Genomic DNA, 22,166 nt, shown 5'->3' on the forward strand with positions numbered 1-22,166 from the left:
CCACACCACCGCGCAACTCCTCGTCACCGCCGGCGGCCTGGACAACCGCATCGGCTCCGAAGCGGCCCTCGCCCGACTCACCGGCATCGCCCCCATCCCCATCTCCTCAGGCAGAACCCACCGACACCGCCTCCACCGAGGCGGCGACCGACAAGCCAACCGCGCCATCCACATGATCGCCGTCGGACGACTCCGATCCGACCCCAAAACCCGCGCCTACGCCCAAAAACGCACCCACGACGGCCTCTCCAAACAAGACACCATCCGCTGCCTCAAACGCTACATCTGCCGAGAGATCTACCAAGCCCTCAAAACCGACCTCAACTGGACTTGACATCCATAGGACCCTCTCAGGTGTCAACCGAACTCGGGGCAGACCCTTACTCACCGTGTCGGCGGGTTCTCCCGCGCACTGCGCACCGATTCGACGATGTAGAGCGGTCGGCCTTGCACTTCGGTGTACACCCGCCCGATGTAACTGCCGAGAACACCGAGCACGATAAGTTGTACTGCGCTAACGAAAAACACCACCACAACGAGGAATGTCCAGCCGGGCACGGCCGACCCTAGCCCGAACAACCGCGCCCCAGCTACGTATATCGCCCCGACTATGCTCAGCGCCGCGAACAGGAAGCCCAACCGGGTGATGACACGCAATGGGAAGGTCGAAAAGCCGATGATCCCGTCGCCTGCGAGTTTGAGCATCTTACGCAGCGGATAACCGGTCTCCCCCGCATGGCGGTCATGCCGGTCGAACTCGACGGCCACCTGCAGAAAGCCAAGACTGGCGACCATGCCTCGGACGAACCGGTTGTGCTCGGGATAACACTTGAGCACGTCGACTACACGCCGTGACAACAACCGGAAGTCACCGGTGTTTCGTGGGATCTCGACCTCGGCCAGCCGACTGAGCATGCGGTAGTACGCCGACGCGGTCGCCTTCTTGAACGGCGAGTCCTGACGGCTACGGCGCTGCGCATAGGCGACGTCGTAACCCTCCTCCCAGCGCTCGATCAACTCCAAACTGACTGCGGGCGGGTCTTGCAGGTCGCTGTCCATGATGATGACCGCGTCGCCCGTCGCATTCTCCATGCCGGCGGTCACCGCAATCTGGTGTCCGAAGTTGCGGGAGAAGTTGACCACCACAATCCGGTCGTCTGCGGCACGCAGCTCTTCCAACAGGTCGAGTGAAGCGTCGACGCTACCGTCGTTGACGAAGACGAACTCGAACGCGTACCGGTCGGCGATGGGTTCAACCGTCCGTAGCAGCGTGTCGTACAAGACCGGGATGTTGCCTTCCTCGTTAAAAATCGGGAAGACGTACGACACTGTTTTCATGAGATCTCTCCGTTCCTTCAGCCATAGACCCGCCCACAGTCCTTCTCGCGGAAGAAGTGGACACAGGTTTTGTGGTTAGGCGGCCAGCGTAGTGCCGGTCGTGACGGATGTGACGAGGGCCTGCTTGTCGACAACTGGTAAGAGGTAAGGGAACGCCATGGGCGTGATGCGGGCACAAGCACCAGTAGAGAACGAGGTGCGAAGTCCCGTTTTCCCCGGGGCCGCCGAGTCTGCCGTCGCTACCAACCCGTCCGTTCCTGAGGCGCGAGGGCGGTCATGCCTCGACCGACCTCGGGCCTGACTACACCTTCGCCGGGGCGGTGTCCCAGACCATCGCCTCGTCGAGGTCGGTCTTCTTGTAGTCCCAGGAGTCGAGCCACCAGTTCTGGCGGATCGCCCACGGACGCTCGGTCCCCTGCTTCGGCAGCAGCTCGGCGACGCGCTGCACATAGCCCGACGACAGGTCGAGCAGCGGACGCTCGTCGCCGCCGGGACCGTCGGGGTGGGGCGAGCCGAAACGGCGGCCCGTGGCGCGCAAGTGCTCGACGAACCGCGCGACGTACTGCGAGGACAGGTCGGCGCGCAGCGTCCAGGAGGCGTTCGTGTAGCCGACGCACCAGGCGAGGTTCGGCACGCCGCTGAACATCATGCCCTTGTAGACGTACAGCTCATGCGGGTCGACGACCGTCCCGTCGACCTCGATCTCGGCCGTGCCGAAGGTGACCAGTTGCAAGCCGGTCGCGGTCACCACGATGTCGGCGTCGAGATGCTTGCCCGACGTCAACTGGATCCCCGTCTCGGTGAACCGCTCGATGTGGTCGGTGACGATGTCGGCCTGGCCCTTGCGGATGGCCGTGAACAGGTCGCCGTTCGGCACAATGCAGAGCCGCTGGTCCCACGGGTTGTAGGACGGGTTGAGGTGGGTGTCGACGTCGAAGGTCTCCGGCACCGCACGGCGCGCCCGGAACAGCAGGATCTTGCGGGCGAGCTTCGGGAAGCGCTGGCAGAACTCGTAGAAACCGACCGCGAGCGAGGCGTTGCGGAAGCGGGTGATCCGGTGCGCGAGCCCGGCGGGCAGCAGCTTGCGGGTGATCGGGACGAGCGGGTCCTCCTGCGGCAGGCTCGTGATGAAGGTGGGCGAGCGCTGGAGCATGGTGATGTGCTCGACGTCGTCCGCCATCGACGGGATGAGCGTGACGGCGGTGGCCCCGCTGCCGATCACCACGACCCGCTTGCCCGCGTAGTCGAGGTCCTCGGGCCAGAACTGCGGGTGGACGACCGTGCCGGAGAAGTCCTCGACGCCGGGGAACTCCGGGGTGTAGCCGGTGTCGTAGGAGTAGTAGCCGCTGCAGAAGTAGACGAAGGTCGCCGTCGTCTCGGTCTCGCCGCCGTCAGTGGTGGCGGTGACGGTCCAGCGGGCGTCGTCACTCGACCAGGAGACCTTGGTGACGCGGTGGCCGAAGCGGATGAACGGCGCGACGCCGTCCTCGACGGCCGTGTCGGCGATGTACTGGCGGATGTCGGAGCCGTCGGCGATCGACTTCTTATTGGTCCACGGCCGGAAGGGGTAGCTGAGGGTGTACATGTCGCTGTCGGAGCGGATGCCCGGATAGCGGAACAGATCCCAGGTGCCGCCGATGGCCTCGCGCGCCTCCATGATCGTGAAGGTGGAGGTCGGGGAGATCTCGCGCAGCCGGTGCGCGGCGCCGATGCCGGACAGCCCGGCGCCGATGATCAGCACGTCGACGTGGTCGGTGGTGCTCATGGGGACTCCTTCTCGCGCCAGCCGTCGGCCGGCATGTGTCATTCCTGATGTCACAGTATCGCTGTCCCGCTTTCCCGTCCGCGACTCCGGGGGCCTCCTCGCCCACCCCCGTCATGCCTAGACTGGCGCGGTGAGCCAGACCGACACCATCGCGACGAACGACGAGGGCCTGCTGAGCGGCCTGCGCGGCTTCGGCGTCTTCATGACCGTCACCGGCGCTGTCGCCCTCGTGGCCTCGATCGTGCTGACCGTCGAGAAGATCCACCTGCTGGAGAATCCCGACGGAACACTGAGCTGCGACCTCAGCGCGTTCGTCAGCTGCGGCGGCGTGGTGAACCAGTGGCAGGCGTCGGTGTTCGGCCCCCCGAACACGCTCATCGGCATCGTCGGCTTCTCGGTGGTCGTGACCGTCGGGGTGCTGCTGGCCTCCGGCTCCCCGCTGCCCCGCTGGTGGTGGGGCGGCCTGGCGGCGGGCGTCACCTTCGGCGTCGGTTTCGTCACGTGGCTGCAGAGTCAGAGCATCTACGTCATCGGCAGGCTCTGCCCGTACTGCATGATCGTGTGGACCATGATGATCCCGCTGTTCGTGGTGACGATGGGCCAGGTGCTGCGCGAGTACCGGCCCGACGCCGCGCTGACCCGTGTGGTGAACGAGTGGCGGGTGCTCATCGTCGCGCTGTGGCTCATCGTGGTCGTGAGCCTGATCTGGTTCAAGTTCGGCGAGACCCTCTGGGCCTGACCGTCGAAGCGTCAGTCGACGCGTGCGGCGGGTGCATGACGACGACGAGCAGGGCGTCCCATGGCGCTCAGTCCGTCAACGGCCGGAGAAGAAAAGTCGGACGGGCTCCGGCCGTCGGGTCCACGCTCCCAACGGCCGAATCCCGCCCGAACATGCGGTCGTGAAGACTGCATACAGCGAACAATCTAGCGGCTCACTGGGATAAATGTACGGCAAGTGTCCAAGATCACGCTACCCCGACACGCGACACCGCGACGAGCAGATGCGACGCGGCGTGGCAGAGCCCGACTCCGTGCTCCAGCGTCTCAGCCGCCGTCAGCATGACCCGCGTGTCGCCCGCGTCGAAGGAGTGCGCCACCTCGTCCCGCACCCACTCGAACGCCGCACGCGCGAACTCCTCGTCGGAGGCGGCCCCGCCCCGGAGTTCCCTCGTGAGCGCGACCACCTCAGGATGGTCGGCCTGGACGATGCCGTCGGCCCCGGCAGAGCGCAGGGTCGATGGGAATCAGCGGCGGGGAGGACGCGGTGGTCATGGCGGGAGAGTAACGAGAGGCCCCGAACTCTTCGGCTACACGCCTTCTTTCGCGGACTCGTCGGCACGCGCGTGCTCGATCAGCCAGGTCGCCACGGCTCCCGTGGTGGCGCCGATCAGACCGATCCCGACGACCATCAACACCACGGCGACGCATCGCCCCTCCACTGTCACCGGGAAATGATCGCCGTAGCCCACGGTGGTCGCCGTCGTCACCGACCACCACAGCGCGTCGCCAAAACTCGTGATGTTCGCGTCCACCGCGTCACGCTCAACGTCGAGCACGGCCAGCGCCCCCAACCCGATGGTCACAACCGCCGAGCCCGCGACATACACCATCGCCCGGCCCACGAAAGTCTGTCCGACCCCTCGGTCGAGGACACGCACCAGCGTCAGCAAACGCAGCAAACGCAACGGACGAAGCAGCGGGAGCGCGATCAGCACGACGTCGTACCAATGACGCGCTATATAGCGAGGTCGGCCGTGAGCCAGGCCGACCCGTATCGCGAAATCTATGGCGAACGCCGCCCAGGTCGTCCAACTGACCAATCGCAGGTACGACCTCAGGTCACCGTCCATCCGAGGATCGAGCACCTGCCAGGCGTAAGCGACCAAGAAAGCGAACGCCAATAGCGTCAACGGAACCGAAGCCCGTCGCTCCCACGCGGCCACTCGCTGGCCGTGCTCATCAGTCACCGCAAAATGCTAGCAACGAGCCGCCGACTCCCCGAGCAAGCGAGCAGCACACCCACCACCCCGCGTCCGCCTACCTCCCACCATCAGCCCGACCGGCGGTCATACGCTCCTGAATATCGCTCCAGACCGGGTCATCGACGGTCTGGACGGCGATACGCTGCCCCAGATCGTCCAGTTCGTCGATGATCGAACCGGCGCACCAGACCTGCGCCCGTCGACGGTTCGTGAGCGGACGGAGGACGCCCGCCTCCGCCAGCTTCTCAACGGCGCTGTAGACAGACGAGGACGATCCTCCGACCCGTTCCTCCATCTCCTCGGTAGTGAAGAACGGAACGCTCGGCAGACAGTCGAGGATCTTGCGCGCCGCACTACCAGCGCGAGGCCGCCTGCCCGTGTTCTCGGCGAACATCGCCGTCCATCGCTCCGGCAACTCGCTCACATACTGGGCCGAGGCCTCCGACTCACGCGCCGACACGTCGGCGGCGCGGGCGAAGCCCCGCAGGATCGGGCCGACATCGCCACGACGATAGGCACCGAGCATCGCGAAATAGGTCTCCCTCCTCGCGACGAGAGCGGACGCGATCGGGACGACCACGCGAGAGGTCACGCCTCGGCGGCGTAGGACGCTGTTGACGAGCGCGCGTCCGATCCGGCCGTTGCCATCGGTGAACGGATGGATCGACTCGAACTGAGCATGGACCACGGCGGCCTGGACGAGCGCCGGCACGTCGTCGCGACGCGCGAAGCGGAGCACGTCGACCATGTACTCCTCGACCATGTCCGCTGGGGGCGGCACGTAGAGGGCATGACGTGGGGCGTGGTCCGAGCCGCCGATCCAGTTCTGCATGTCACGCAGTCGTCCGGCATACCGCGCCTCGTGGGGGTCGTCAGCCATCAAGGTCCGATGAGCCGCCAAGATGTTGTCGAGCGTGATCAGGCCGTTACCGTCGACCGAGGCGATAAGGCTGTCGAGCGCCGCGGCCGACGCCACCATCGACGTAGCCGAGGCGTTGGACCTCATCCCATGCGCGGCACGGGCGAAGTCCTCCACCGACGCCTCCACCTGCTCGATCTTCGACGAGGCCACCGACTCCGCTCGCAACAGCAGCATCGACAGGGCCTCCAAATGCTCCCCATGGAGAGAGTCGAGACGCGTGACCGCCGCCAACGCCTCATCGGCACGCGTCACGACCGTTGGCGGAAGGTCGGGGACGTAGTCGGCGATCATCGGCGGCAAGCTCACCGCCACCTCGCGCAGCATCCGGTCCTCGCGACTCCCGCCACGCTGCGCCTGCCGCCACGGCACCACCCGCTCGCCATGCGGCGTGATCGGCACCTCTCCCTGGCCCGCCGAAGCCACCGGCGGACGGTGATCGTCAGCGCTCATGTCCCCTCCAAGTCGGAATCTACCTCATGTTATTCCAAGTTAGGTGGGTTAAGTCGGAATGAGGGTGATGTGAGTCTGCCGAACGAGAGCTGCGGGGATCCCTCGCGAGGCCGCTTCGCGGCGGGAGGGGGCCCACTCGATTCACTGCACTTCTAGTAACGACGAACACCCCCACCGCCCCAAAGAACGGGGCGGTGGGGGTGTTCGTCATGAGTGGAGCTGCGGGGAATCGAACCCCGGTCCTATGGCGCTGCATCAGGGCTTCTCCGGGTGCAGTCCGTCGTAGCGTTTTCTCGGCCCCGACGCTCGGACGAACGCGTCGCCGACAGGCCCAGTCACAGTGAAGTCCCGATCATGCCCTATGACGCAGCATGACCAGCAAGTCTCCTAGATGAGACAGAACATCCGGAGCGGAGACGCCCCCGGGTCTGCCCTTCACCAGTCGCCTCAGGCGGCGAGGGCGAAGTCAGTGCGCTTGGAATCGGCACTTATTGGTTCGCAACGATCGTTTGAGAGATGACGTTGCCTTCTCTACCCGCTTCCCCTGATCCGAACGACCCTAGTCGAAACCGATCAGCCCCTCTTGAGTTGTCAACCACCGCCTGAAGCGGCGACGTCCAGCATAACGCGCGACGGCGTCAGATTCATTCCCCGCGGCCGACGAGACACTCCAGGCCCGGACCCTCGGCCCGCTCCCAGCCCGCCGAACGCCCCGCCAGGGCGAGCGCCAGCGCCGACGCCGGACCTTTCACCAGCGGACCGTCACCGCTCGCCCAGTCCACGTCCGTCGCCTCCAGCCGCGCCCGCGTCGGGCGTCCGCCGAACGCCTTGGCCGACTTCGGCCTCGCCAACAGGTCCAAGGCATAGCGCCAGGCCTCCGGCGGACGCTCGAACGACAGACCGAGCGGCACGGCGACGTCCTGGGAGTGGATCAGGATGTCGGCCATCGGAGCCCGCCAGTCCATGCCGGGCGGGCTGAACCGCGACTCGGCGTGGTCGCGCATCCGGCGGGTCAACTCCCGGACCGGCAGCCCGACCCGCGCCTGCGCCAGCGCGTCATTGGCGCGGTTGAAGTTGAAGCGCGCCCGTGCCATCTCCTTCATCACCCCCGCCACGCTCGCGGTCGGCCCGACCATGACGTGCGCGGCCACATGCTTGACCGTCCACCTCTCGCACAGCGACGGCGCGGCCAACTGCTCCTCGGCCAGCCCGTCGACCAGGTCGGCGAAAGCCCGACGTTCGGCGGCGATCAGATCCCAGCGCTCCATGGCGCGAGGCTATACCGACTGGGATCTCGCTGGTACTTTCATCCCATGGAAGCAGTCATCGATTCTGCTGGACGAGTCGTCCTCCCCAAACGCCTCAGGGATGCCTTGGGGCTATCGCCTGGAAGCACTGTCGATATCTCCCCCTACGGAGCTGGCCTACAGATCGTCCCCGGAGGGCGAACGGCTCGCCTTGAGCGCGCGACCGACGGTCGTCTCGTCTCGCACGGCGAAACAGAGATCACCGACGACATGATGTACGCCCTGATCGACGCTGGCCGACGATGACGTCTCAGGATGAGTTCGCCGTCGACACGAGCGTCGCCGTCCCTCTCCTCGTCGCCTCCCATCAGAAGCACGCGCTGGTCGCGGCATGGGCCCAGTCAAAAACCCCTCGGCTCAGCGGACATACGGACTCGTCGCCTTGGCAGCACAGGAACACCTCATGACGCTGGCCACTCGCGACGCGCGGGCTCATTCCACCTACGCCGCCCTCGGGATCCAGGTGATGATTCTGCCCTCATCAGCGTTCTGAATCACGACCACGCCGAGCGGATGACGGTGTGGACGTCGACGGGGGCGGAGCCGCGGCTGGCGGCCAGCGCCGCCTCGCCCTCGGGGGTGGTCGTGTCGACCAGGTCGGCCGGGCCCATCCAGCGGGCCCACGCCTCGGCGAAGGCCTGACGTCGACGCTTGTTCCGCGCGAAGGTCTGCGGCACCGGATACCAGACCCGGGCGACCGGGCGATGCCGTCCGAACAGCACTCGCCAGCCCTCGGTCCAGGTCGGCGCGGGAGCCACCCAGCGCGCCACCACCCGCCGCGGCGAGCCGATGGGGGCCAACAGTTCCTCCACCGCCTCGGCGAACTCCGCGCTCTCGGCCTCGTCCACCCCCTGCCAGGTGATCCGGTAGACGCCGCGCGCGTCGATGTGCGCCTCGACGGCCGACGCTCCCCCGCCGACACCCAACATCGCCAGCGCATCGGCGACCACCCAGGCGTGGGCGACCAGCCCGCCCGGATCCCGCGCGGCCTCCCGCGCGCCCCGCCACGGACGACGCCGCACCCGCCGTCCCGTCGCGGCCCACACCGCGCCCTCGGGCGTCATGCGCGCCCACGGCACGTCGGTCGGGGCGAAGGACGCGCCCGACGCCACCACCGGACGCTCGCCGCGCTCGCTCCACAGCCGGATCGTGCGGACCACCCGGTCCTCGTACGGCTCGCCCACCCGCCACCGAGCCGCGATCTCGGGACGCCTCGCCAGCCGGGCGGACATGTCGGTGTTGAGCAGCGCGAAATCCTCGACGGGAGGCGGGGCGACCGGGGACAGCCGGGCGTCCACATGGGCGACCCCGGAGATCGTCTGGCCGTCGTCGTCCACCCCGAAATAGCCCTCGTGTTTACGCACGAACCGCCGCCAGTCGGCGTGGCCGCCCGGATGCTCCGGCGCCACGCACACGACGCTCCAGGTGATCGCGACCTTGTCCGGCCACGACGGGTCGCGGCGCAGCGCCCGACCGCGCGTCTGGATGACCGCCGCAGGCGTGGTGGCCGCTGACAGGTCGACGAGCGTGGTCACGCCGCGCGCGTCCCAGCCCTCGCCGAGCAGCGCCCGCGTGCCGACCAGCGCCTCGCAGCCACCGGACTCCAGGAAGTCGGTCACCGCCCGCACCCAGACCCGACTCGACCAGGAGCCGGTCACGGCCACCAGCCCGTCCGCTCCGTCGACCGGTTCGACCGTCAGTTCCCGGTCGGGCACGGAGGCGATCAGCGACGCGGCCAAGTCCGGCGTCGTCGCCACCGTCCGCCCGGTCACCAGCACCGCTCTCACCCCCACCTCGCACAGCGTCGCGGTGACCTGGACGGCCGATCCGAACGACGCGGGGGCGTCGCGCAGCACACCGGAGGAAGTGGCCGAGGCCCGCTCGAAATCGCAGACGACCACCGCCCGCATCCGCGTCCCCAGCACCGCCCGCTCGGCCAGCAGGATCTCGGCGGTGGCGCTCATCTTCGACGCGCTGCGGCTGAGCACGCGGTCGACCGGCGAGTGGATCGTGCTCACACCCCGCCGCGACACCTGGTAGCCGATGCCCGGCAGCGCGGCCCGCAGATCGGCGATCACCCGGTCGTCGCGGGGGTCGCCGCTGCGGGTCAGACAGCGCCTCACCCAGTCGTCGATCAGCACCGCCCAGTCGGCGGCGGTCAGGTCGGTCCGGTGCTCCTCGCGCAGCCGGGCGCCGTCGGGCAGCGCCAGCAGGCCCGCGTGGACCAGACGCAGCGCAGCCCGTGCCAGATCCGGCTCGGACCGCTCGAAGGACGCCCACGGCCCCGGCAACTCGGTGAACCGGGCGTCGAACCACAGCAGGATCGGCGTCGAGCCATAGGTCGGGTCGACCAGCTCTGTGGTGAGGTCGACGAAACGTCGCGCCGAGCCGGTCAGCCACGCCTCCTCGTCCGGGCTCGGCGTCGTCAGCCACGCGAACTCGGCGAACGGCGCGAGGTCGCCCTCGCGGACGGCTGCCGGAATGCTCGCGACATAGGCGAGCTCGCCGAACAACTCCCCCACCTGCTCGACCTGCCGCGCGCTCATCACCGTCGGCGGCGTGGCGGTGAGCCCGAGCACGACCGCCTCGTCCAACTCGGCCAGCACCTCGGCGAGCAGCGCGCCCCACACCTCCAACAAGTGGTGGCACTCGTCCAGCACGACCACCATCGGGCCGACGTCGCGCAACGCCCGCACCAACGCGCGACCGTTCTCGTGCAACCGGTCGGTCAGCGCCTCGCCCTCGGCATCGGCGTCGAAGGAGGCGAGCGACTGGTAGGTCAACGCCGTGACCTCCGTCGAGAGGTCACGGTTCGTGCCGGCGGCCCCGCGACCGTAGGCCGACCACGTCGAGACCCACTGGCCCTGGATCGCGGTGTTCGGGCTGAACACCACCGCGGGCAGCCTCAGCTCGGCGATCAGCTCCAGGCCGAGCACCGTCTTGCCCGCGCCCGGCGGCAGCGACACCCAGAACCGGGAGCCGCCGCCGTCCAGACCTGCCCGGACGGCCCGCAGCGCTTCTGTCTGGAAGCGCCGCAGGACGAACGGTGATGTATTCGGGTCGTCGTAGCGACCCGGATCCATCACCGAGCGTCCCAGGGGGCTCACCTCAGAGCTTGTAGTCCTTGAGCAGGGAGCGGCCGATGATCATCTTCTGGATGTCGGACGTGCCCTCGCCGATCAGCATGAACTTGACCTCGCGCATCAGGCGCTCGATCTCGTACTCCTTGGAGTAGCCATAGCCGCCGTGGATGCGGAAGGAGTCCTCGACGACCTCGTTGGCGTACTCGCTGGCGAGCATCTTGGCCATGCCGGCCTCGACGTCCATGCGCTTGCCGGTGTCCTTCAGACGCGCGGCGCGGACCATCATCGTGTGGATCGTCTCGACCTTGGTGGCCATCTCGGCGATGCGGAACAGCACGGCCTGGTGGTCGGCGATCTGCTTGCCGAAGGTCTTGCGCTGCTGCGCGTACGCGACGCCGAGCTCGAAGCCGCGGATCGCCAGGCCGCAGGCGCGGGCGGCGACGTTGACGCGGCCGACCTCGACGCCGTCCATCATCTGGAAGAAGCCCTTGCCGGGCGTGCCGCCGAGGATCTGGTCGGCCGAGATCCGGTGGTCCTCGAGGATCATCTCGGTGGTCTCGACGCCCTTGTAGCCCATCTTGGCGATCTTGCCCGGGATGGTGACGCCCTGGGCGGTCTCGCCGAAGCCGGCCTCCTTCTCCACGAGGAAGGTCGTCATGTTCTTGTAGACCGAGTCCGAGCCCTCGTCGGTCTTGCAGAGCACCGCGACGAGCGTCGAGGAGGCGCCGTTCGTCAGCCACATCTTCTGGCCGGTGATCGAGTAGCCGTCGTCCGTCTTCGTCGCCTTGGTGGACACCGCCGAGACGTCCGAGCCGAGGCCCGGCTCGCTCATCGAGAACGCGCCGCGCACCTCGCCGGTGGCCATGCTCGGCAGGTACTTCTGCTTCTGCTCCTCCGTGCCGTGCTGCATGAGCAGGTAGGCCACGATGAAGTGCGTGTTGATGACGCCCGAGACGCTCATCCAGCCGCGCGCGATCTCCTCGACCACGAGCGCGTAGGTCAGCAGCGACTCGCCGAGTCCGCCGTACTCCTCCGGGATGGTCAGACCGAAGACGCCCAGTTCCTTGAGGCCGTCGACGATGTCCTGCGGGTACTCGTCGGCGTGCTCCAGATCCTGAGCGACGGGGATGATCTTGTCCTCGACGTACTGGTGGATCGTCTTGAGGATTTCGTCCTGGACATCGGTCAGTCCATCGGTCTGGGCGAGGCGTCCCATGCGTGACTCCCTGAGAGTTCGAGGCGCCGCGAGGGCGCGTGATGATCAGGGCGACTCTAGCGCCAGCGCGTTCTACTCCGGCAGCGGAGCCCGCGCCACCGACGGTTCGACCCGGCGCCTCGTGACCACGACGGCCAGCCCGACGAGGATCAGCGCGAGGCCCGCGTACACGCCCCCCGGCGCGGCCTCGCCCAGGAAGACCGCCGCCAGCAGCGCCGCGAACGGCACCTCCAGCAGCAACAGCAACGCCACGACCATCGGACTCGTCACGGCGAGCAGGTGGTTGAACAACGAATGGCCGAGGAACTGCGCGAACACCGTGACCGCGGCGATGAGCAGCCAGTCGCGGCCGGAGAACCCGACGAGCGGGTCGCCGTGCGCGAGCGCCCCGGCCAGCAGCACCAGCGCGCACACGGCGTAACAGACCGCGGTGTACGCCGTCGTGGTCAGCTCGGTACGCACCGCGCCGCCGGCCAGCAGGTAGAGCGCGGCGAAGAAGCCGCTGGCCACGGCGAGCGCGTCGCCGAGCAGCGCCTCGGTCGACACCTGGAAATCGAATCCCGACACCACGAGCACGCCGACCACCGCCAGCGTCGACCCGAGCACGGCCTGGACCGGCGACGCGACGCCACGGATCCGGTCGATCAGCAGCACCCAGACGAGCTGCGTGCTCATCAGCGCCGTCGCCGCGGCGACCGAGGTGAGCTTGAGCGAGCCGACCCAGGCGGCGAAGTGCAGCGCGAGCGTCGCCCCGGCGACGACCGCGAGCCGCCAGCCCCGCGCCGACAGCGCCCGCAGCTCCTCACGACAGCGCGAGCCCGCGAGCGGCACGAGCACCGCCGCCGAGGAGGCGTTGCGCCAGAACGCGATGGCCGGCGCGGGCGCGGCGGTGGCCGCCATCAGCGGTCCCGACGACGACACCCCGCACAGCGCGACCACCACCACGACCCAGTTCACGCAGGTCAGGATAGGCGCGGCGCGGCTCAGCCGTAGACGGTCTCCAGTTCGGCGAGCGCGTCCTCCAGGTAGACGAGCAGGCGCTGCATCGACGGGAGGGTGCGACGGCAGGCGATGAGGCCGACGTCGATGTACCCGGCGCGGCTGGTCAACGTGACGTTGAGCGCCTGGCCGTCGGTGACGATCGAGACCGGGTACAGACCGTCCATGCGCGCGCCGTTCATGTACATCTCCTCCTTCGGGCCGGGCACGTTGGAGACGATCACATTGAACGGCGGACGCGTGTTCTTGACGAATCCGGGGACCGGCCCAAAGGCGAGCGGCAGCATCTGCAGCGCCGAGAAGGCGAGGATCTGCGTCGGCGAGAGGTCGCTCAGCATGCGCTTGGCGCTGCGCGAGGAGGCCGCGATCTCCTGGAGGCGGTCGGCGCCGTGGTCCTGGTCGGTGGCCAGCTTGACCACGATGGCCCCGACCTGGTTGCCGCTGGCCTCGCCCGAGCCCGAGCGCAACGCCAGCGAGACCGGCACCATCGAGGTCAGCGACTCCTCCGGCAGCGCGTTGTGGTCGAGCAGATAGGCCCGCAGCGCCCCGGAGACCATCGCGAGGACGACGTCGTTGAGCGTCGTGTTGGACGACCGCGCGACCCGCTTGACCCGCTCGATCTCCCACGACTGGCCGGCGAAGCGTCGGGCTCCGCCCACCGGGACGTTGAGCATCGTCTTGGGCGCGCGGGGCAGCGTCAACTCCTTCTCGCCGAAGGCGTCGGCGGCGATCTTCGCAGTCGCCGGCAGCATGCCGGCCACATCGCCGACGACGCTGGTGGCCGTGGAGGCGAGCGACCTCGCGAGGCTGAACGGCGACAGGCTCCGCGGGCGCACCTCGATCTCGGCCCGCTTGCGCACCGGGTGCAGCCACGGCGGGAGGCAGTCGGTGGCGGACGGGTCGGTGCTGAGCGAGCGCTGCATGAGCCGGATCGCCGAGACGCCGTCGACGAGCGAGTGGTGCACCTTCGTGTAGACCGCGAACCGCCCGTCGCCCAGGCCGTCGACCACATGGCACTCCCACATCGGCCGGTGCCGGTCGAGCAGGGCGCTGTGCCAATGCGAGACGGCCGCCAGCAGCTCGCGCACCCGGCGCGGCTCGGGGATGGCCGAATGCCGCACGTGGTAGCCGAGGTCGACGGTCTCGTCCTTGGTCCACCAGGTGCTGCCCACCGCGGCGACCGGGTCGGCCGGCCGGGTGCGGAACTGCGGGTGGACGTAGTCGCTGTCGCGGAACCGCCCGATCAGATCCCGCACGTAGTCGGGCCCGGCGCCCTCGGGACGCTCGAACAGCTGCAGGCCTCCGACGTGCATCGGATGCTCGCGGGACTCGGCCAGGAGAAACATCGAGTCGGTCGGTGGCATGAAGGGCATAGGGGGTTCCTCTGACAGGTCCGGCGGTCGTGTCGTACGCTATCGCCCAGCTGTGAAGCAAGTCACAAGTGGTCACGAATACGTGAATTCTCTCGCACAGCCTCCTGAACGAGGCTTCAACGAAGGGGAGCCGACATGGCGAACCATCTCACGGTGGCGGCGGAGGCGGAGTTCCGTCCCGGCGCCAGCTGGCGTTCACAAGCCCTCGGGTTCGGGCTCAAGCACTCCGTCAAGCCGCTGCTCGACGTCTGGGCGCGGCTCCCGTTCGACCTGTTCCCGCCGAACGTCCTCGAGCACGCCGCACGTCTGCTTCCGGCCCCCAACGGCACCCGCTGGCGTCCGGTGCGGCTGGAGCACTGCCGCAGCGAGTACGTCATCGGCCCGGGCGTCGCCGACACCCCGGGCGAGGGCCCGGTCATCCTCTATCTGCACGGCGGCGCCTTCCTGACCTGCGGCATCAACACCCACCGCCGACTCGTCGCCCGCGTCTCCTCGGCCGCCGACCGGCCCGCGCTCAACGTCGGCTACCGGCAGATGCCCCACGAGCCGGTCGCAGAGTCCGTCGCCGACGGCCTGGAAGGCCTGCGGTGGCTGCTCGCCCAGGGCTACCGGATCGAGGACGTCACGATCGTCGGCGACTCCGCCGGCGGCTACCTCGCCTTCGCCGTCGCCCGCGCCGCCATCGACGCCGGGCTCGGACGTCCGGCGGGCGTGGTCGCCCTCTCGCCGCTGCTCGACTTCGACAACGCCCGTCGGCTGGCGCACCGCAACGCCGACCGCTGCCAGCTGTTCTCAGTCCGCGCGCTGGAGCGCTTCGAGCAGGTCACCCACCGTCTCGACACCCGCCGCGGCGTGTCGGGCCGCCGCACCTGCCCGGTCAACATGTCGCTGGACGACATGCCGCCGTCGATGATCCAGATCGGCTCGCGCGAGGTGCTGTTGGCCGACGCCGAGCTGATGGCGAGCCGGCTCGTCAGCGCGGGCGTGCCGTGCGACCTCACCGTGTGGGACCGCCAGGTACACGTCTTCCAGGCGGCCGCGTCCTGGGTGCCCGAGGCGCGCGCGGCGATCGACGAGATCGGCGAGTTCATCGCCTCGCTCGACGGCCGCGACTCGACCACGGCGCCGGTCACCCGCACGCCCGTCCGCACGTCCCGCCGTCGTCGCGCGGCCTCGTCGGCCTGACCGCCGCGACGTCGGCCCCCGTTCATCGGGCGTCGATACAGTGACGCCGTGAGCACCACTCCTGGGCGCGTCTTCCTGTCGCGCATCGTCGGTCAGCCGGTCTTCGACCCGGCGGGCGACCGCGTGGGCAAACTCCGCGACCTCGTCGTCTCGGTGCGCTCGGCCGGCCGCCGCCCCCGGGTGCTGGGGCTGGTCGTCGAGGTGTTGGGACGCCGTCGCGTGTTCTTGCCGATGACCCGTGTCACCTCCCTCGACGGCGGGCAGATCATCACCACCGGCGTGGTCAACATGCGCCGGTTCCAGCAGCGCCACCACGAGACGCTGGCGGTCCACGAGCTGTTCGACCGGCAGGTGAGCAGCCGCGACGACGTCGAGGGGACGGTCTTCGACCTCGGCATGGAGGTGGACGCGCGCGGCGACTGGTACCTGTCCTACGTCGCGGTGCAGGAGGCGGGCAAGCGCTTCGGCCGGCGCGGCACGACGCACACGCTCGACTGGAGCGACGTCGTGGGCCTGGCGGACGAGGACTCGGTGCAGGGCGCCCGGCATCTGCTCAAGACGATGGACGAGATGCGCGCCACCGACCTGGCCGGCGCGCTGCTGGAGGTCACCCCGAAACGTCGGTTGGAGATCGCCGCCGAGCTGGGCGACGAGCGGCTCGCCGACGTGTTGGAGGAGCTGCCCGAGCGCACCCAGGTGGAGATCCTCGGCGTGCTCGACCCGACCCGCGCGGCCGTCGTGCTCGGCGAGATGAACGACGACGACGCGGCCGACCTGCTCGGCTCGCTCCCGCCGGCCACGGCCGAGCAGATGCTGGCCCGCATGCGCCCCGACGACGCCGAGGACATGCGCCGGCTGCTCACCTACGAGGAGGGCACGGCGGGCTCGATGATGACCACCGAGCCGGTCGTCCTGGCCCCCGACGCGACCATCGCCGAGGCGTTGGCGCGGGTGCGCGAGCCCGACCTCATCCCGGCGCTGGCGTCGATGGTCTACGTCTGCCGCGCCCCGGTCGAGACGCCGACGGGCCGTTTCCTCGGCGTCGCGCACTTGCAGGCGCTGCTGCGCCATCCCCCGTCGACGCTGGTCGGCGCCATCGTCGACGACGACATCGAGTGGCCGCGCCCGGAGTCGAGCCTCGCCGACGTCGCGAGTCTGCTGGCCGCCTACAACCTGGTCGCGCTGCCGGTGACCGACGACTCGCACCGGCTCGTCGGCGCGGTGACGATCGACGACGTCCTCGACCATCTGCTCCCCGAGGGCTGGCGGGAGTCGTCCCTGGAGGTGATGCGCCATGGCTGAGCCCGCCCGCCGCGACCCGGCCGCGCGCGACCGCGGCTCCCGGCTCGACCAACCGCGAGAGCGCCGCCGGTCCTGGGTGCCGCGCCCCGATTTCGACACCGAGCGCTTCGGCCGGTTCGCGGAGTCCTTCGCCCGGTTCATGGGCACCGCGACGTTCCTGGCCTGGATGACGGTGTTCATCGTCGTGTGGCTGGTCTGGAACGCGCCGATCGGCCCGGACCGTCCCGTCTGGGACCCCTACCCGTTCATCTTCCTGACGCTGATCCTGTCGCTGCAGGCCTCCTACGCGGCCCCGCTGATCCTGCTCGCGCAGAACCGCCAGGAGGCGCGCGACCGCGTCCAGCAGCAGCAGGACCGCGACGCCAACGCCCAGTCCCACGCCGACATGGAGTTCCTCGCCCGCGAGGTCGCCAGCCTGCGCCTCGGCCTCGGCGAGGTCGCCACCCGCGACTTCCTCCGCAGCGAGCTCCGCGGCCTCCTGGAGAGTTTGACCGAGGAGAGGGACAAGGAGTCTGGCGAGAAGGAGTGAGCGGCGGTGGTGCTGCTCCCTTTCAGGGGCTGGGGAGGTACCTCAGCAACCTAACGACTGGGGTGAAGGTAACTCAGTAACCGAACAACAGCCTTGAAAGGTCACTGGCATACCTTCCGCCCACCTGAAGGGTTGCTGACGTACCTCCCGACGCTCCGTAGGGTTGCTGAGCTACCGCTCCCCGCTGGGATCGTCCTCAGCCTCGCGCCGCCCCGATCACGTCCGACTCTCAACAACTCAGGCGACGCTCAGAAGGCGGGGGCGTGGAGCCGACGTAGCATGTCGGTCATGGCCGTCGTCACCGAAGAGCAGATCCGCGAGGCGCTGAACAGCGTCAACGACCCGGAGATCAAGCGTCCCGTCACCGAGTTGGGCATGGTCGACGCGATCACCATCGGCGACACCGAGATCACCGTGCGGCTGCTGCTGACCGTCGCGGGCTGCCCGCTCAAGGACACGCTGACCCGCGACGTCACCAACGCGGTCGCCGCCGTGGCCCCCTCGCACCTGGTCCACGTCGACATGGGCGTGATGAGCGACGAGCAGCGCGCGGCCATGCGCGAGACGCTGCGCGGCGGCCAGGCCGAACGCGAGATCCCCTTCGCCCAGCCGGGCAACCTCACCAAGGTCTACGCCATCGCCTCCGGCAAGGGCGGCGTCGGCAAGTCCTCGGTCACCGTCAACCTGGCCGTCGCGATGGCGCTGCGCGGCCTCAAGGTCGGCATCGTCGACGCCGACATCTACGGCCACTCGATCCCCGACCTCGTCGGCGCCGGCGACGCCCGCCCGACCCAGGTCGACGACATGATCATGCCGGTCCCGGTGCCGATCAGCGGCGCCGAGCACGACCTCAAGGTCATCAGCATCGGCATGCTCAAGCCGCGCAAGGACCAGGTCGTCGCGTGGCGCGGCCCGATGCTCGACCGCGCGCTCGTGCAGATGCTCAGCGACGTCTACTGGGGCGACCTCGACGCGCTGCTGCTCGACCTGCCCCCGGGCACCGGCGACATGGCCATCAGCATCGGCCAGCACCTGTCGACCGCCGAGGTCGTCGTGGTCACCACGCCGCAGCAGGCCGCCGCGACCGTCGCCGAGCGCGCCGGGACGATGGCCTCGATGCTGCACCAGCGGGTCGTCGGCGTGGTCGAGAACATGTCCTACCTGGAGTTGCCGTCGGGCGAGCGCCTGGAGGTCTTCGGCAGCGGCGGCGGCCGGCAGGTCGCCTCGACGCTCGCCGAGCGCCTCGGCCACGACGTGCCGCTGATCGCCGAGATCCCGCTCGACGAGAAGCTGCGCGAGGGCGGCGACGCCGGTCGGCCGATCATCGTCTCCCATCCGGACTCCGCCGCCGCGAAGGCGATCTTCGACGCCGCCGACCGGCTCAGCGGCCGTTCGCGCGGCCTGGCCGGGATGCAGCTCGGCCTCACCCCCGCCGGGCGTCTGTAGAGTCACTCCCGTGTTCGGGATGGGCTGGGCCGAGATCGGCGTCATCCTCGTGGTGGCGATGCTGGTCTTCGGGCCCGAGCGGCTGCCGGAGGTGGCCCGTCAGGCGGGCAGTCTCCTGCGGACCGTGCGCCAGATGGCCGAGAACGCCAAGAACGACCTCGGCAAGGAACTCGGCCAGGACCTGTCCGGTCTCGACCTGCGCGACCTCGACCCGCGCGAGGCGGTGCGGCGCACCCTCCTCGACGATCCCGCCGCGACGAGGACGGCGGCACCTCGACCCTCCTCGCCGCGCCCTCTGGCGCCCGGCGAGCGTCCGCCCTTCGACCCCGAGGCGACCTGAGTCAGCCGACGGGCCACCAGTCGGCCATGCGCACGAGTCCTTCGCCGACGCGGGAGGCCGTGGAGCGGACGGGCGTGGAGGGCAGCTCCTCGACGGCCTCGGCGATGCGCTGCGAGGAGGCGTTGGTGACAAGCGTGTAGACGACGCCGTCGGCGTCCCACGCGACGATGGTCGGCTGGCCCTCCCGCACCCAGACGTGCGCTCCGGAGACGGTCTGCCGGTCGAAGCCCTCGACGGCGGTCTCGTCGAGCGATCCGACCTGCTCGACGAGGTGCGCTCGCAGGTGCTCGTCGGCGTAGCGCAACTCCACGGCGGTCTCATGGTCGATCAGGCGACCTTTGGTCCGCTCCAAGCCTCCGGCGATGCGCTCATGGCACGGCCAGCCGTGATCGGCGAGCCGGTCCAGCTCGGCCGCGCTGAGCACCGGCTCGTCCGTCGAGGCCGCCGTCATCTGAGTCGAGGCCGCTGACGGCACGCTCGTCGAGGCGCTCACCGTCATCGCCGCCACGGTGCGCCGGACCTGCGACTCCTCCACGAACCCCGCCGCGTAGGCGTCGAAGTCCGGGCTCACCGGGTCGCCGTCGCGCGGCGGCGGAGGCGCCAGCACATAGGCCGCCAGCACCACGGCCGCCGCCGAGCCGAACACGGCGGCGGCAGCCCCGACGGCTGCGCGCAGGCGGCGCCGCTCCTCCTCGGGACGCCCCGCGAACGCGTCCTGCCCGACGGCGGCGAGCGTCGCCGCCAGGTGCGCGGGCACCTCGACCGACGCCGTCGCGGTCACACGCCGCTTGACCTGCCGCTGCCCGACCACCAGAGCACGGCACCGCTCGCACGTCTCGACGTGACGGCGCGCCGCCTCCTCGCGCTCCGGCGGGAGCTGCCCGTCGACATACGCCGCGACGTCGGCGCCCAGATGCGTCATCCGGCCTCGACCGGTCCCCAGACACGGCTGCGCCCCGCCGACGGCGCGCGGTGGGCGAGCGCGGCCCGCAGTTGCGTGCGGCCCCGGTGGATGCGCGAGCGGACCGTGCCGAGCTTGACGCCGAGGATGTCGGCGATCTCCTCGTAGCTGAGCCCCTCGACGTCGCACAAGACGACCACCACCCGGAAGTCCTCCGAGAGCGACTGCAGGGCCTGCTCGATGTCGGCGTCGAAGCCGGCGTCGTGGACGGCCTCGTCGGGGCGCGCCTCCCCGCCGAGCAGCCGGTCCTCGGCGCCGTCGGCGAAACGGTCCATGCGGATGCGGGAGGCACGACGCGCGCGGTCGAGGAACAAATTGGTGGTGATGCGGTGCAGCCAGCCGGGGAAGTTGCCCGGCGCGTAACCGTCGAGCGAGCGGAAGACCCGCACGAAGACGTCCTGGGTGAGGTCCTCGGCGTCGTGCGGGTTGCCGGTCAGCCGCAGCGCGAGCCGGTAGACGCGCGCCGAGTGCTCGGCCACGATGTCCTCCCACTCCAGCGAGGGATGCGGTTCGGCGTCGGCCACGGTGTTCCTGTCGCTCGTCATGCTCTGATCGTCACGTCTCTTGCTGAGAGAACGCCCAGCACGTCCTGACTGTTCCCCATGCCCTCGTTTTCCTCGCATGTCGTCCGGTGTTCCACTGCCGCTCCCGTCATCGAGCCATCGGGCAGAGTGCCGTCCACAGCAGTGTCGCCGCTGGTCACAGGGGCGGGAGCACTAGGCTGTGGCCCGTGGCGAGGAGAGTGACGGCATGACGAGCGCGGCGAGTGTGGCCTTCGCCGAGGAGTACGCGACCGAGGACGCGGTGCTCGTCGAGGCGCGCCGCCGGGCGACCATGCTCGGCCTGACACCCATCCAGCCCGCCGCGGGCGAGGCGCTGGCCTTCCTGACCGCCGCCACCGGCGCGAAGTCGGTCGTGGAGATCGGCACCGGCTCGGGCGTGTCCGGCCTCTACCTGTTGCGCGCGCTGCCCTCGGTGCAGTTGACGTCGGTCGACCGGGAGACGGAGTTCCAGCAGAACGCCCGCAGCGTCTTCCGTCAGGACGGCATCGCGCCGCGGCGCTTCCGACTGATCGCCGGCTCGGGCCTGGACGTCATGTCGCGGCTCGCCGACGGCGGCTACGACGTGGTCTTCTGCGACGCCGACCGCTTGGAGTACGGCGAGTACCTCGACGAGGCGGTCCGTCTGGTCCGACCGGGCGGCGTCATCTGCTTCGCCGGAGCCCTCGGCCGCGACCGCGTCGCCGACCCCGCGCACCGCGACCCGGAGACGCAGGCGCTGCGCGACCTCGCACAGCGCGTCGCCGAGGACGAGACTCTGCACGCGGTCATCCTGCCGCTCGGCGGCGGCCTGCTCGCCGTCCGCCGCACCGGCTGAGGCCGCCTCAGAACTCGAAACGCGCCGCGGAGCGGAAGCCGGCCGGCCCGCGCACCGCCGCGACGATCTCGCACGGCTCGACGAGGATCGGGGCCGACCCGACGATCTGCGACACCCGTGACTCCGGCGCCACGGCCTCGAACTGCTCTTGGAAGGCGGCGCGCGCCTCGTCGGAGGCGAACACGTACGTTCCTTCGAACCACTCCCCCTCCCGCGCGCGCCAGGTCTTGTGGCGCAGCCCGTCGAGACCCGCGAACCGCGCGAACGACTCGTCCTCGACATAGGCGTGCAGGCGTTCCAGGGCGCCAAGCGGTGCGCTGGCCAACGACCAGCGCACCGTGAGCCCGAACATCAGACCGCTTTGAGCGCGTCGCCCAGCGTCGAGGCCTCCTCGTTGGTGAGCTCGACCACCAGGCGGCCTCCGCCTTCCAACGGGACGCGCATGACGATGCAACGCCCCTCCTTGGTGACCTCCATCGGTCCGTCGCCGGTCCGAGGCTTCATCGCCGCCATGAGTTCCCCTCTCGTCTGGCGGACCCGCCGACCTGGCAGGGCCGCAGACGATTATCTCATGCCCCTCACAGCTTCGCC

At 69.5% G+C, this 22,166-nt stretch carries 23 protein-coding genes and 1 other RNA gene; 9 read left to right on the top strand and 15 right to left on the bottom strand.

The window, feature by feature from the left end; translation table 11 throughout:
- On the top strand, window positions 1-334 hold a 334-nt coding region (locus tag QM621_RS07930; RefSeq protein ID WP_414989836.1), incomplete at its 5' end, for a transposase.
- Between the two features lie 50 nt (window positions 335-384).
- Here QM621_RS07930 and QM621_RS07935 read toward each other — a convergent pair.
- The gene (locus tag QM621_RS07935; RefSeq protein WP_414989837.1) at window positions 385-1,338 is read right to left on the bottom strand and encodes a glycosyltransferase family 2 protein; all 954 of its coding nucleotides are present in this window, start codon (window positions 1,336-1,338) and stop codon (window positions 385-387) included.
- A 301-nt stretch (window positions 1,339-1,639) separates the two neighbouring features.
- Window positions 1,640-3,103 carry a flavin-containing monooxygenase gene (locus tag QM621_RS07940; RefSeq protein WP_414989838.1) on the bottom strand — a complete coding sequence of 488 codons (1,464 nt, stop codon included), beginning with the start codon at window positions 3,101-3,103 and terminating at the stop codon, window positions 1,640-1,642.
- A gap of 130 nt (window positions 3,104-3,233) precedes the next feature.
- On the opposite strand from QM621_RS07940, the gene QM621_RS07945 reads away from it, so the two are divergent.
- Window positions 3,234-3,842, top strand: coding sequence for a vitamin K epoxide reductase family protein (locus QM621_RS07945; protein WP_414989839.1), 609 nt, complete (start codon window positions 3,234-3,236; stop codon window positions 3,840-3,842).
- A gap of 226 nt (window positions 3,843-4,068) precedes the next feature.
- Here QM621_RS07945 and QM621_RS07950 read toward each other — a convergent pair whose 3' ends face one another.
- The 5 genes from QM621_RS07950 to QM621_RS07970 form a co-directional block, all read right to left on the bottom strand.
- Window positions 4,069-4,287 (bottom strand): transglutaminase-like domain-containing protein, encoded by a 219-nt coding sequence (locus tag QM621_RS07950; protein WP_414989840.1) that lies wholly within the window; start codon window positions 4,285-4,287, stop codon window positions 4,069-4,071.
- A gap of 123 nt (window positions 4,288-4,410) precedes the next feature.
- Window positions 4,411-4,953 carry a potassium channel family protein gene (locus tag QM621_RS07955; protein WP_414989841.1) on the bottom strand — a complete coding sequence of 181 codons (543 nt, stop codon included), beginning with the start codon at window positions 4,951-4,953 and terminating at the stop codon, window positions 4,411-4,413.
- Window positions 4,954-5,140: 187 nt separating this feature from the next.
- On the bottom strand, window positions 5,141-6,457 hold the full coding sequence (locus QM621_RS07960) for a Fic family protein (RefSeq protein ID WP_414989842.1): 1,317 nt from the start codon (window positions 6,455-6,457) through the stop codon (window positions 5,141-5,143).
- A 211-nt stretch (window positions 6,458-6,668) separates the two neighbouring features.
- Window positions 6,669-7,038, bottom strand: a transfer-messenger RNA (tmRNA) gene (ssrA, locus tag QM621_RS07965).
- Between the two features lie 63 nt (window positions 7,039-7,101).
- Window positions 7,102-7,725 (bottom strand): maleylpyruvate isomerase family mycothiol-dependent enzyme, encoded by a 624-nt coding sequence (locus tag QM621_RS07970; protein WP_414989843.1) that lies wholly within the window; start codon window positions 7,723-7,725, stop codon window positions 7,102-7,104.
- Window positions 7,726-7,770: 45 nt separating this feature from the next.
- Between QM621_RS07970 and QM621_RS07975 the strand changes: the two genes are divergently transcribed.
- The gene (locus QM621_RS07975) at window positions 7,771-8,010 is read left to right on the top strand and encodes an AbrB/MazE/SpoVT family DNA-binding domain-containing protein (RefSeq protein WP_414989844.1); all 240 of its coding nucleotides are present in this window, start codon (window positions 7,771-7,773) and stop codon (window positions 8,008-8,010) included.
- A gap of 248 nt (window positions 8,011-8,258) precedes the next feature.
- On the opposite strand, the gene QM621_RS07980 is transcribed toward QM621_RS07975, so the two are convergent.
- From QM621_RS07980 to QM621_RS07995, 4 genes are all read right to left on the bottom strand, one after another.
- Complete coding sequence (locus QM621_RS07980; protein ID WP_414989845.1) at window positions 8,259-10,871, bottom strand: DEAD/DEAH box helicase family protein; 2,613 nt, start codon at window positions 10,869-10,871, stop codon at window positions 8,259-8,261.
- A gap of 1 nt (window position 10,872) precedes the next feature.
- Window positions 10,873-12,063, bottom strand: a complete 1,191-nt coding sequence (locus QM621_RS07985; RefSeq protein ID WP_414989846.1) for an acyl-CoA dehydrogenase family protein — start codon at window positions 12,061-12,063, stop codon at window positions 10,873-10,875.
- Between the two features lie 72 nt (window positions 12,064-12,135).
- Complete coding sequence (locus QM621_RS07990) at window positions 12,136-13,020, bottom strand: DMT family transporter (RefSeq protein ID WP_414989847.1); 885 nt, start codon at window positions 13,018-13,020, stop codon at window positions 12,136-12,138.
- 26 nt (window positions 13,021-13,046) lie between these two features.
- Window positions 13,047-14,435 (bottom strand): WS/DGAT/MGAT family O-acyltransferase, encoded by a 1,389-nt coding sequence (locus QM621_RS07995; RefSeq protein WP_414989848.1) that lies wholly within the window; start codon window positions 14,433-14,435, stop codon window positions 13,047-13,049.
- 135 nt (window positions 14,436-14,570) lie between these two features.
- Between QM621_RS07995 and QM621_RS08000 the strand changes: the two genes are divergently transcribed.
- The 5 genes from QM621_RS08000 to QM621_RS08020 all read left to right on the top strand — a co-directional run bounded on the left by QM621_RS08000 (window position 14,571) and on the right by QM621_RS08020 (window position 19,237).
- Window positions 14,571-15,620: an alpha/beta hydrolase gene (locus tag QM621_RS08000; protein ID WP_414989849.1), complete on the top strand. Its 1,050-nt coding sequence runs from the start codon at window positions 14,571-14,573 to the stop codon at window positions 15,618-15,620.
- A gap of 48 nt (window positions 15,621-15,668) precedes the next feature.
- Window positions 15,669-16,922 (top strand): magnesium transporter MgtE N-terminal domain-containing protein, encoded by a 1,254-nt coding sequence (locus tag QM621_RS08005; protein ID WP_414989850.1) that lies wholly within the window; start codon window positions 15,669-15,671, stop codon window positions 16,920-16,922.
- Window positions 16,915-17,451 (top strand): DUF1003 domain-containing protein, encoded by a 537-nt coding sequence (locus tag QM621_RS08010; RefSeq protein ID WP_414989851.1) that lies wholly within the window; start codon window positions 16,915-16,917, stop codon window positions 17,449-17,451. Before QM621_RS08005 ends, QM621_RS08010 begins: the two co-directional genes overlap by 8 nt.
- A 288-nt stretch (window positions 17,452-17,739) precedes the next feature.
- Window positions 17,740-18,897: an Mrp/NBP35 family ATP-binding protein gene (locus tag QM621_RS08015; protein ID WP_414989852.1), complete on the top strand. Its 1,158-nt coding sequence runs from the start codon at window positions 17,740-17,742 to the stop codon at window positions 18,895-18,897.
- Window positions 18,898-18,916: 19 nt separating this feature from the next.
- Window positions 18,917-19,237 carry a sec-independent translocase gene (locus QM621_RS08020; protein WP_414989864.1) on the top strand — a complete coding sequence of 107 codons (321 nt, stop codon included), beginning with the start codon at window positions 18,917-18,919 and terminating at the stop codon, window positions 19,235-19,237.
- A 1-nt stretch (window position 19,238) separates the two neighbouring features.
- Here the strand turns inward: QM621_RS08020 and QM621_RS08025 are convergent, their stop codons facing one another.
- Both QM621_RS08025 and sigE read right to left on the bottom strand, forming a co-directional pair.
- Window positions 19,239-20,159 (bottom strand): anti-sigma factor family protein, encoded by a 921-nt coding sequence (locus QM621_RS08025; RefSeq protein WP_414989853.1) that lies wholly within the window; start codon window positions 20,157-20,159, stop codon window positions 19,239-19,241.
- Entirely contained in the window at window positions 20,156-20,821 is a 666-nt protein-coding gene (gene sigE, locus QM621_RS08030) for an RNA polymerase sigma factor SigE (protein ID WP_414989854.1), read from the bottom strand. The genes QM621_RS08025 and sigE overlap by 4 nt, the downstream gene beginning before the upstream one ends.
- Window positions 20,822-20,948: 127 nt before the next feature.
- Between sigE and QM621_RS08035 the strand changes: the two genes are divergently transcribed.
- Window positions 20,949-21,575 carry an O-methyltransferase gene (locus QM621_RS08035; RefSeq protein WP_414989855.1) on the top strand — a complete coding sequence of 209 codons (627 nt, stop codon included), beginning with the start codon at window positions 20,949-20,951 and terminating at the stop codon, window positions 21,573-21,575.
- A 7-nt stretch (window positions 21,576-21,582) separates the two neighbouring features.
- Here QM621_RS08035 and QM621_RS08040 read toward each other — a convergent pair whose 3' ends face one another.
- Window positions 21,583-21,927, bottom strand: a complete 345-nt coding sequence (locus QM621_RS08040; RefSeq protein ID WP_414989856.1) for a hypothetical protein — start codon at window positions 21,925-21,927, stop codon at window positions 21,583-21,585.
- Window positions 21,927-22,088: a DUF3117 domain-containing protein gene (locus QM621_RS08045; protein ID WP_414989857.1), complete on the bottom strand. Its 162-nt coding sequence runs from the start codon at window positions 22,086-22,088 to the stop codon at window positions 21,927-21,929. Before QM621_RS08045 ends, QM621_RS08040 begins: the two co-directional genes overlap by 1 nt.
- Window positions 22,089-22,166 lie beyond the last annotated feature (78 nt).

This window comes from Aeromicrobium sp. (assembly GCF_047606445.1).
Classification (GTDB): Bacteria; Actinomycetota; Actinomycetes; order Propionibacteriales; family Nocardioidaceae; genus Aeromicrobium.

Bases quoted from the DNA above. Each gene is read 5' to 3' on its own strand.
- QM621_RS07970 (WP_414989843.1), bottom strand. From the start codon at position 7,725: ATGGAGCGCTGGGATCTGATCGCCGCCGAACGTCGGGCTTTCGCCGAC.
- QM621_RS07975 (WP_414989844.1), top strand. From the start codon at position 7,771: ATGGAAGCAGTCATCGATTCTGCTGGACGAGTCGTCCTCCCCAAACGC.
- QM621_RS08020 (WP_414989864.1), top strand. From the start codon at position 18,917: ATGGGCTGGGCCGAGATCGGCGTCATCCTCGTGGTGGCGATGCTGGTC.
- QM621_RS07995 (WP_414989848.1), bottom strand. From the start codon at position 14,435: ATGCCCTTCATGCCACCGACCGACTCGATGTTTCTCCTGGCCGAGTCC.
- QM621_RS08045 (WP_414989857.1), bottom strand. From the start codon at position 22,088: ATGGCGGCGATGAAGCCTCGGACCGGCGACGGACCGATGGAGGTCACC.
- QM621_RS08015 (WP_414989852.1), top strand. From the start codon at position 17,740: ATGGCCGTCGTCACCGAAGAGCAGATCCGCGAGGCGCTGAACAGCGTC.
- QM621_RS08025 (WP_414989853.1), bottom strand. From the start codon at position 20,159: ATGACGCATCTGGGCGCCGACGTCGCGGCGTATGTCGACGGGCAGCTC.
- QM621_RS07985 (WP_414989846.1), bottom strand. From the start codon at position 12,063: ATGGGACGCCTCGCCCAGACCGATGGACTGACCGATGTCCAGGACGAA.
- QM621_RS08010 (WP_414989851.1), top strand. From the start codon at position 16,915: ATGGCTGAGCCCGCCCGCCGCGACCCGGCCGCGCGCGACCGCGGCTCC.
- QM621_RS07940 (WP_414989838.1), bottom strand. From the start codon at position 3,103: ATGAGCACCACCGACCACGTCGACGTGCTGATCATCGGCGCCGGGCTG.
- QM621_RS07955 (WP_414989841.1), bottom strand. From the start codon at position 4,953: ATGGACGGTGACCTGAGGTCGTACCTGCGATTGGTCAGTTGGACGACC.
- sigE (WP_414989854.1), bottom strand. From the start codon at position 20,821: ATGCGAGGAAAACGAGGGCATGGGGAACAGTCAGGACGTGCTGGGCGT.
- QM621_RS08035 (WP_414989855.1), top strand. From the start codon at position 20,949: ATGACGAGCGCGGCGAGTGTGGCCTTCGCCGAGGAGTACGCGACCGAG.
- QM621_RS08040 (WP_414989856.1), bottom strand. From the start codon at position 21,927: ATGTTCGGGCTCACGGTGCGCTGGTCGTTGGCCAGCGCACCGCTTGGC.
- QM621_RS07960 (WP_414989842.1), bottom strand. From the start codon at position 6,457: ATGAGCGCTGACGATCACCGTCCGCCGGTGGCTTCGGCGGGCCAGGGA.
- QM621_RS07935 (WP_414989837.1), bottom strand. From the start codon at position 1,338: ATGAAAACAGTGTCGTACGTCTTCCCGATTTTTAACGAGGAAGGCAAC.
- QM621_RS08000 (WP_414989849.1), top strand. From the start codon at position 14,571: ATGGCGAACCATCTCACGGTGGCGGCGGAGGCGGAGTTCCGTCCCGGC.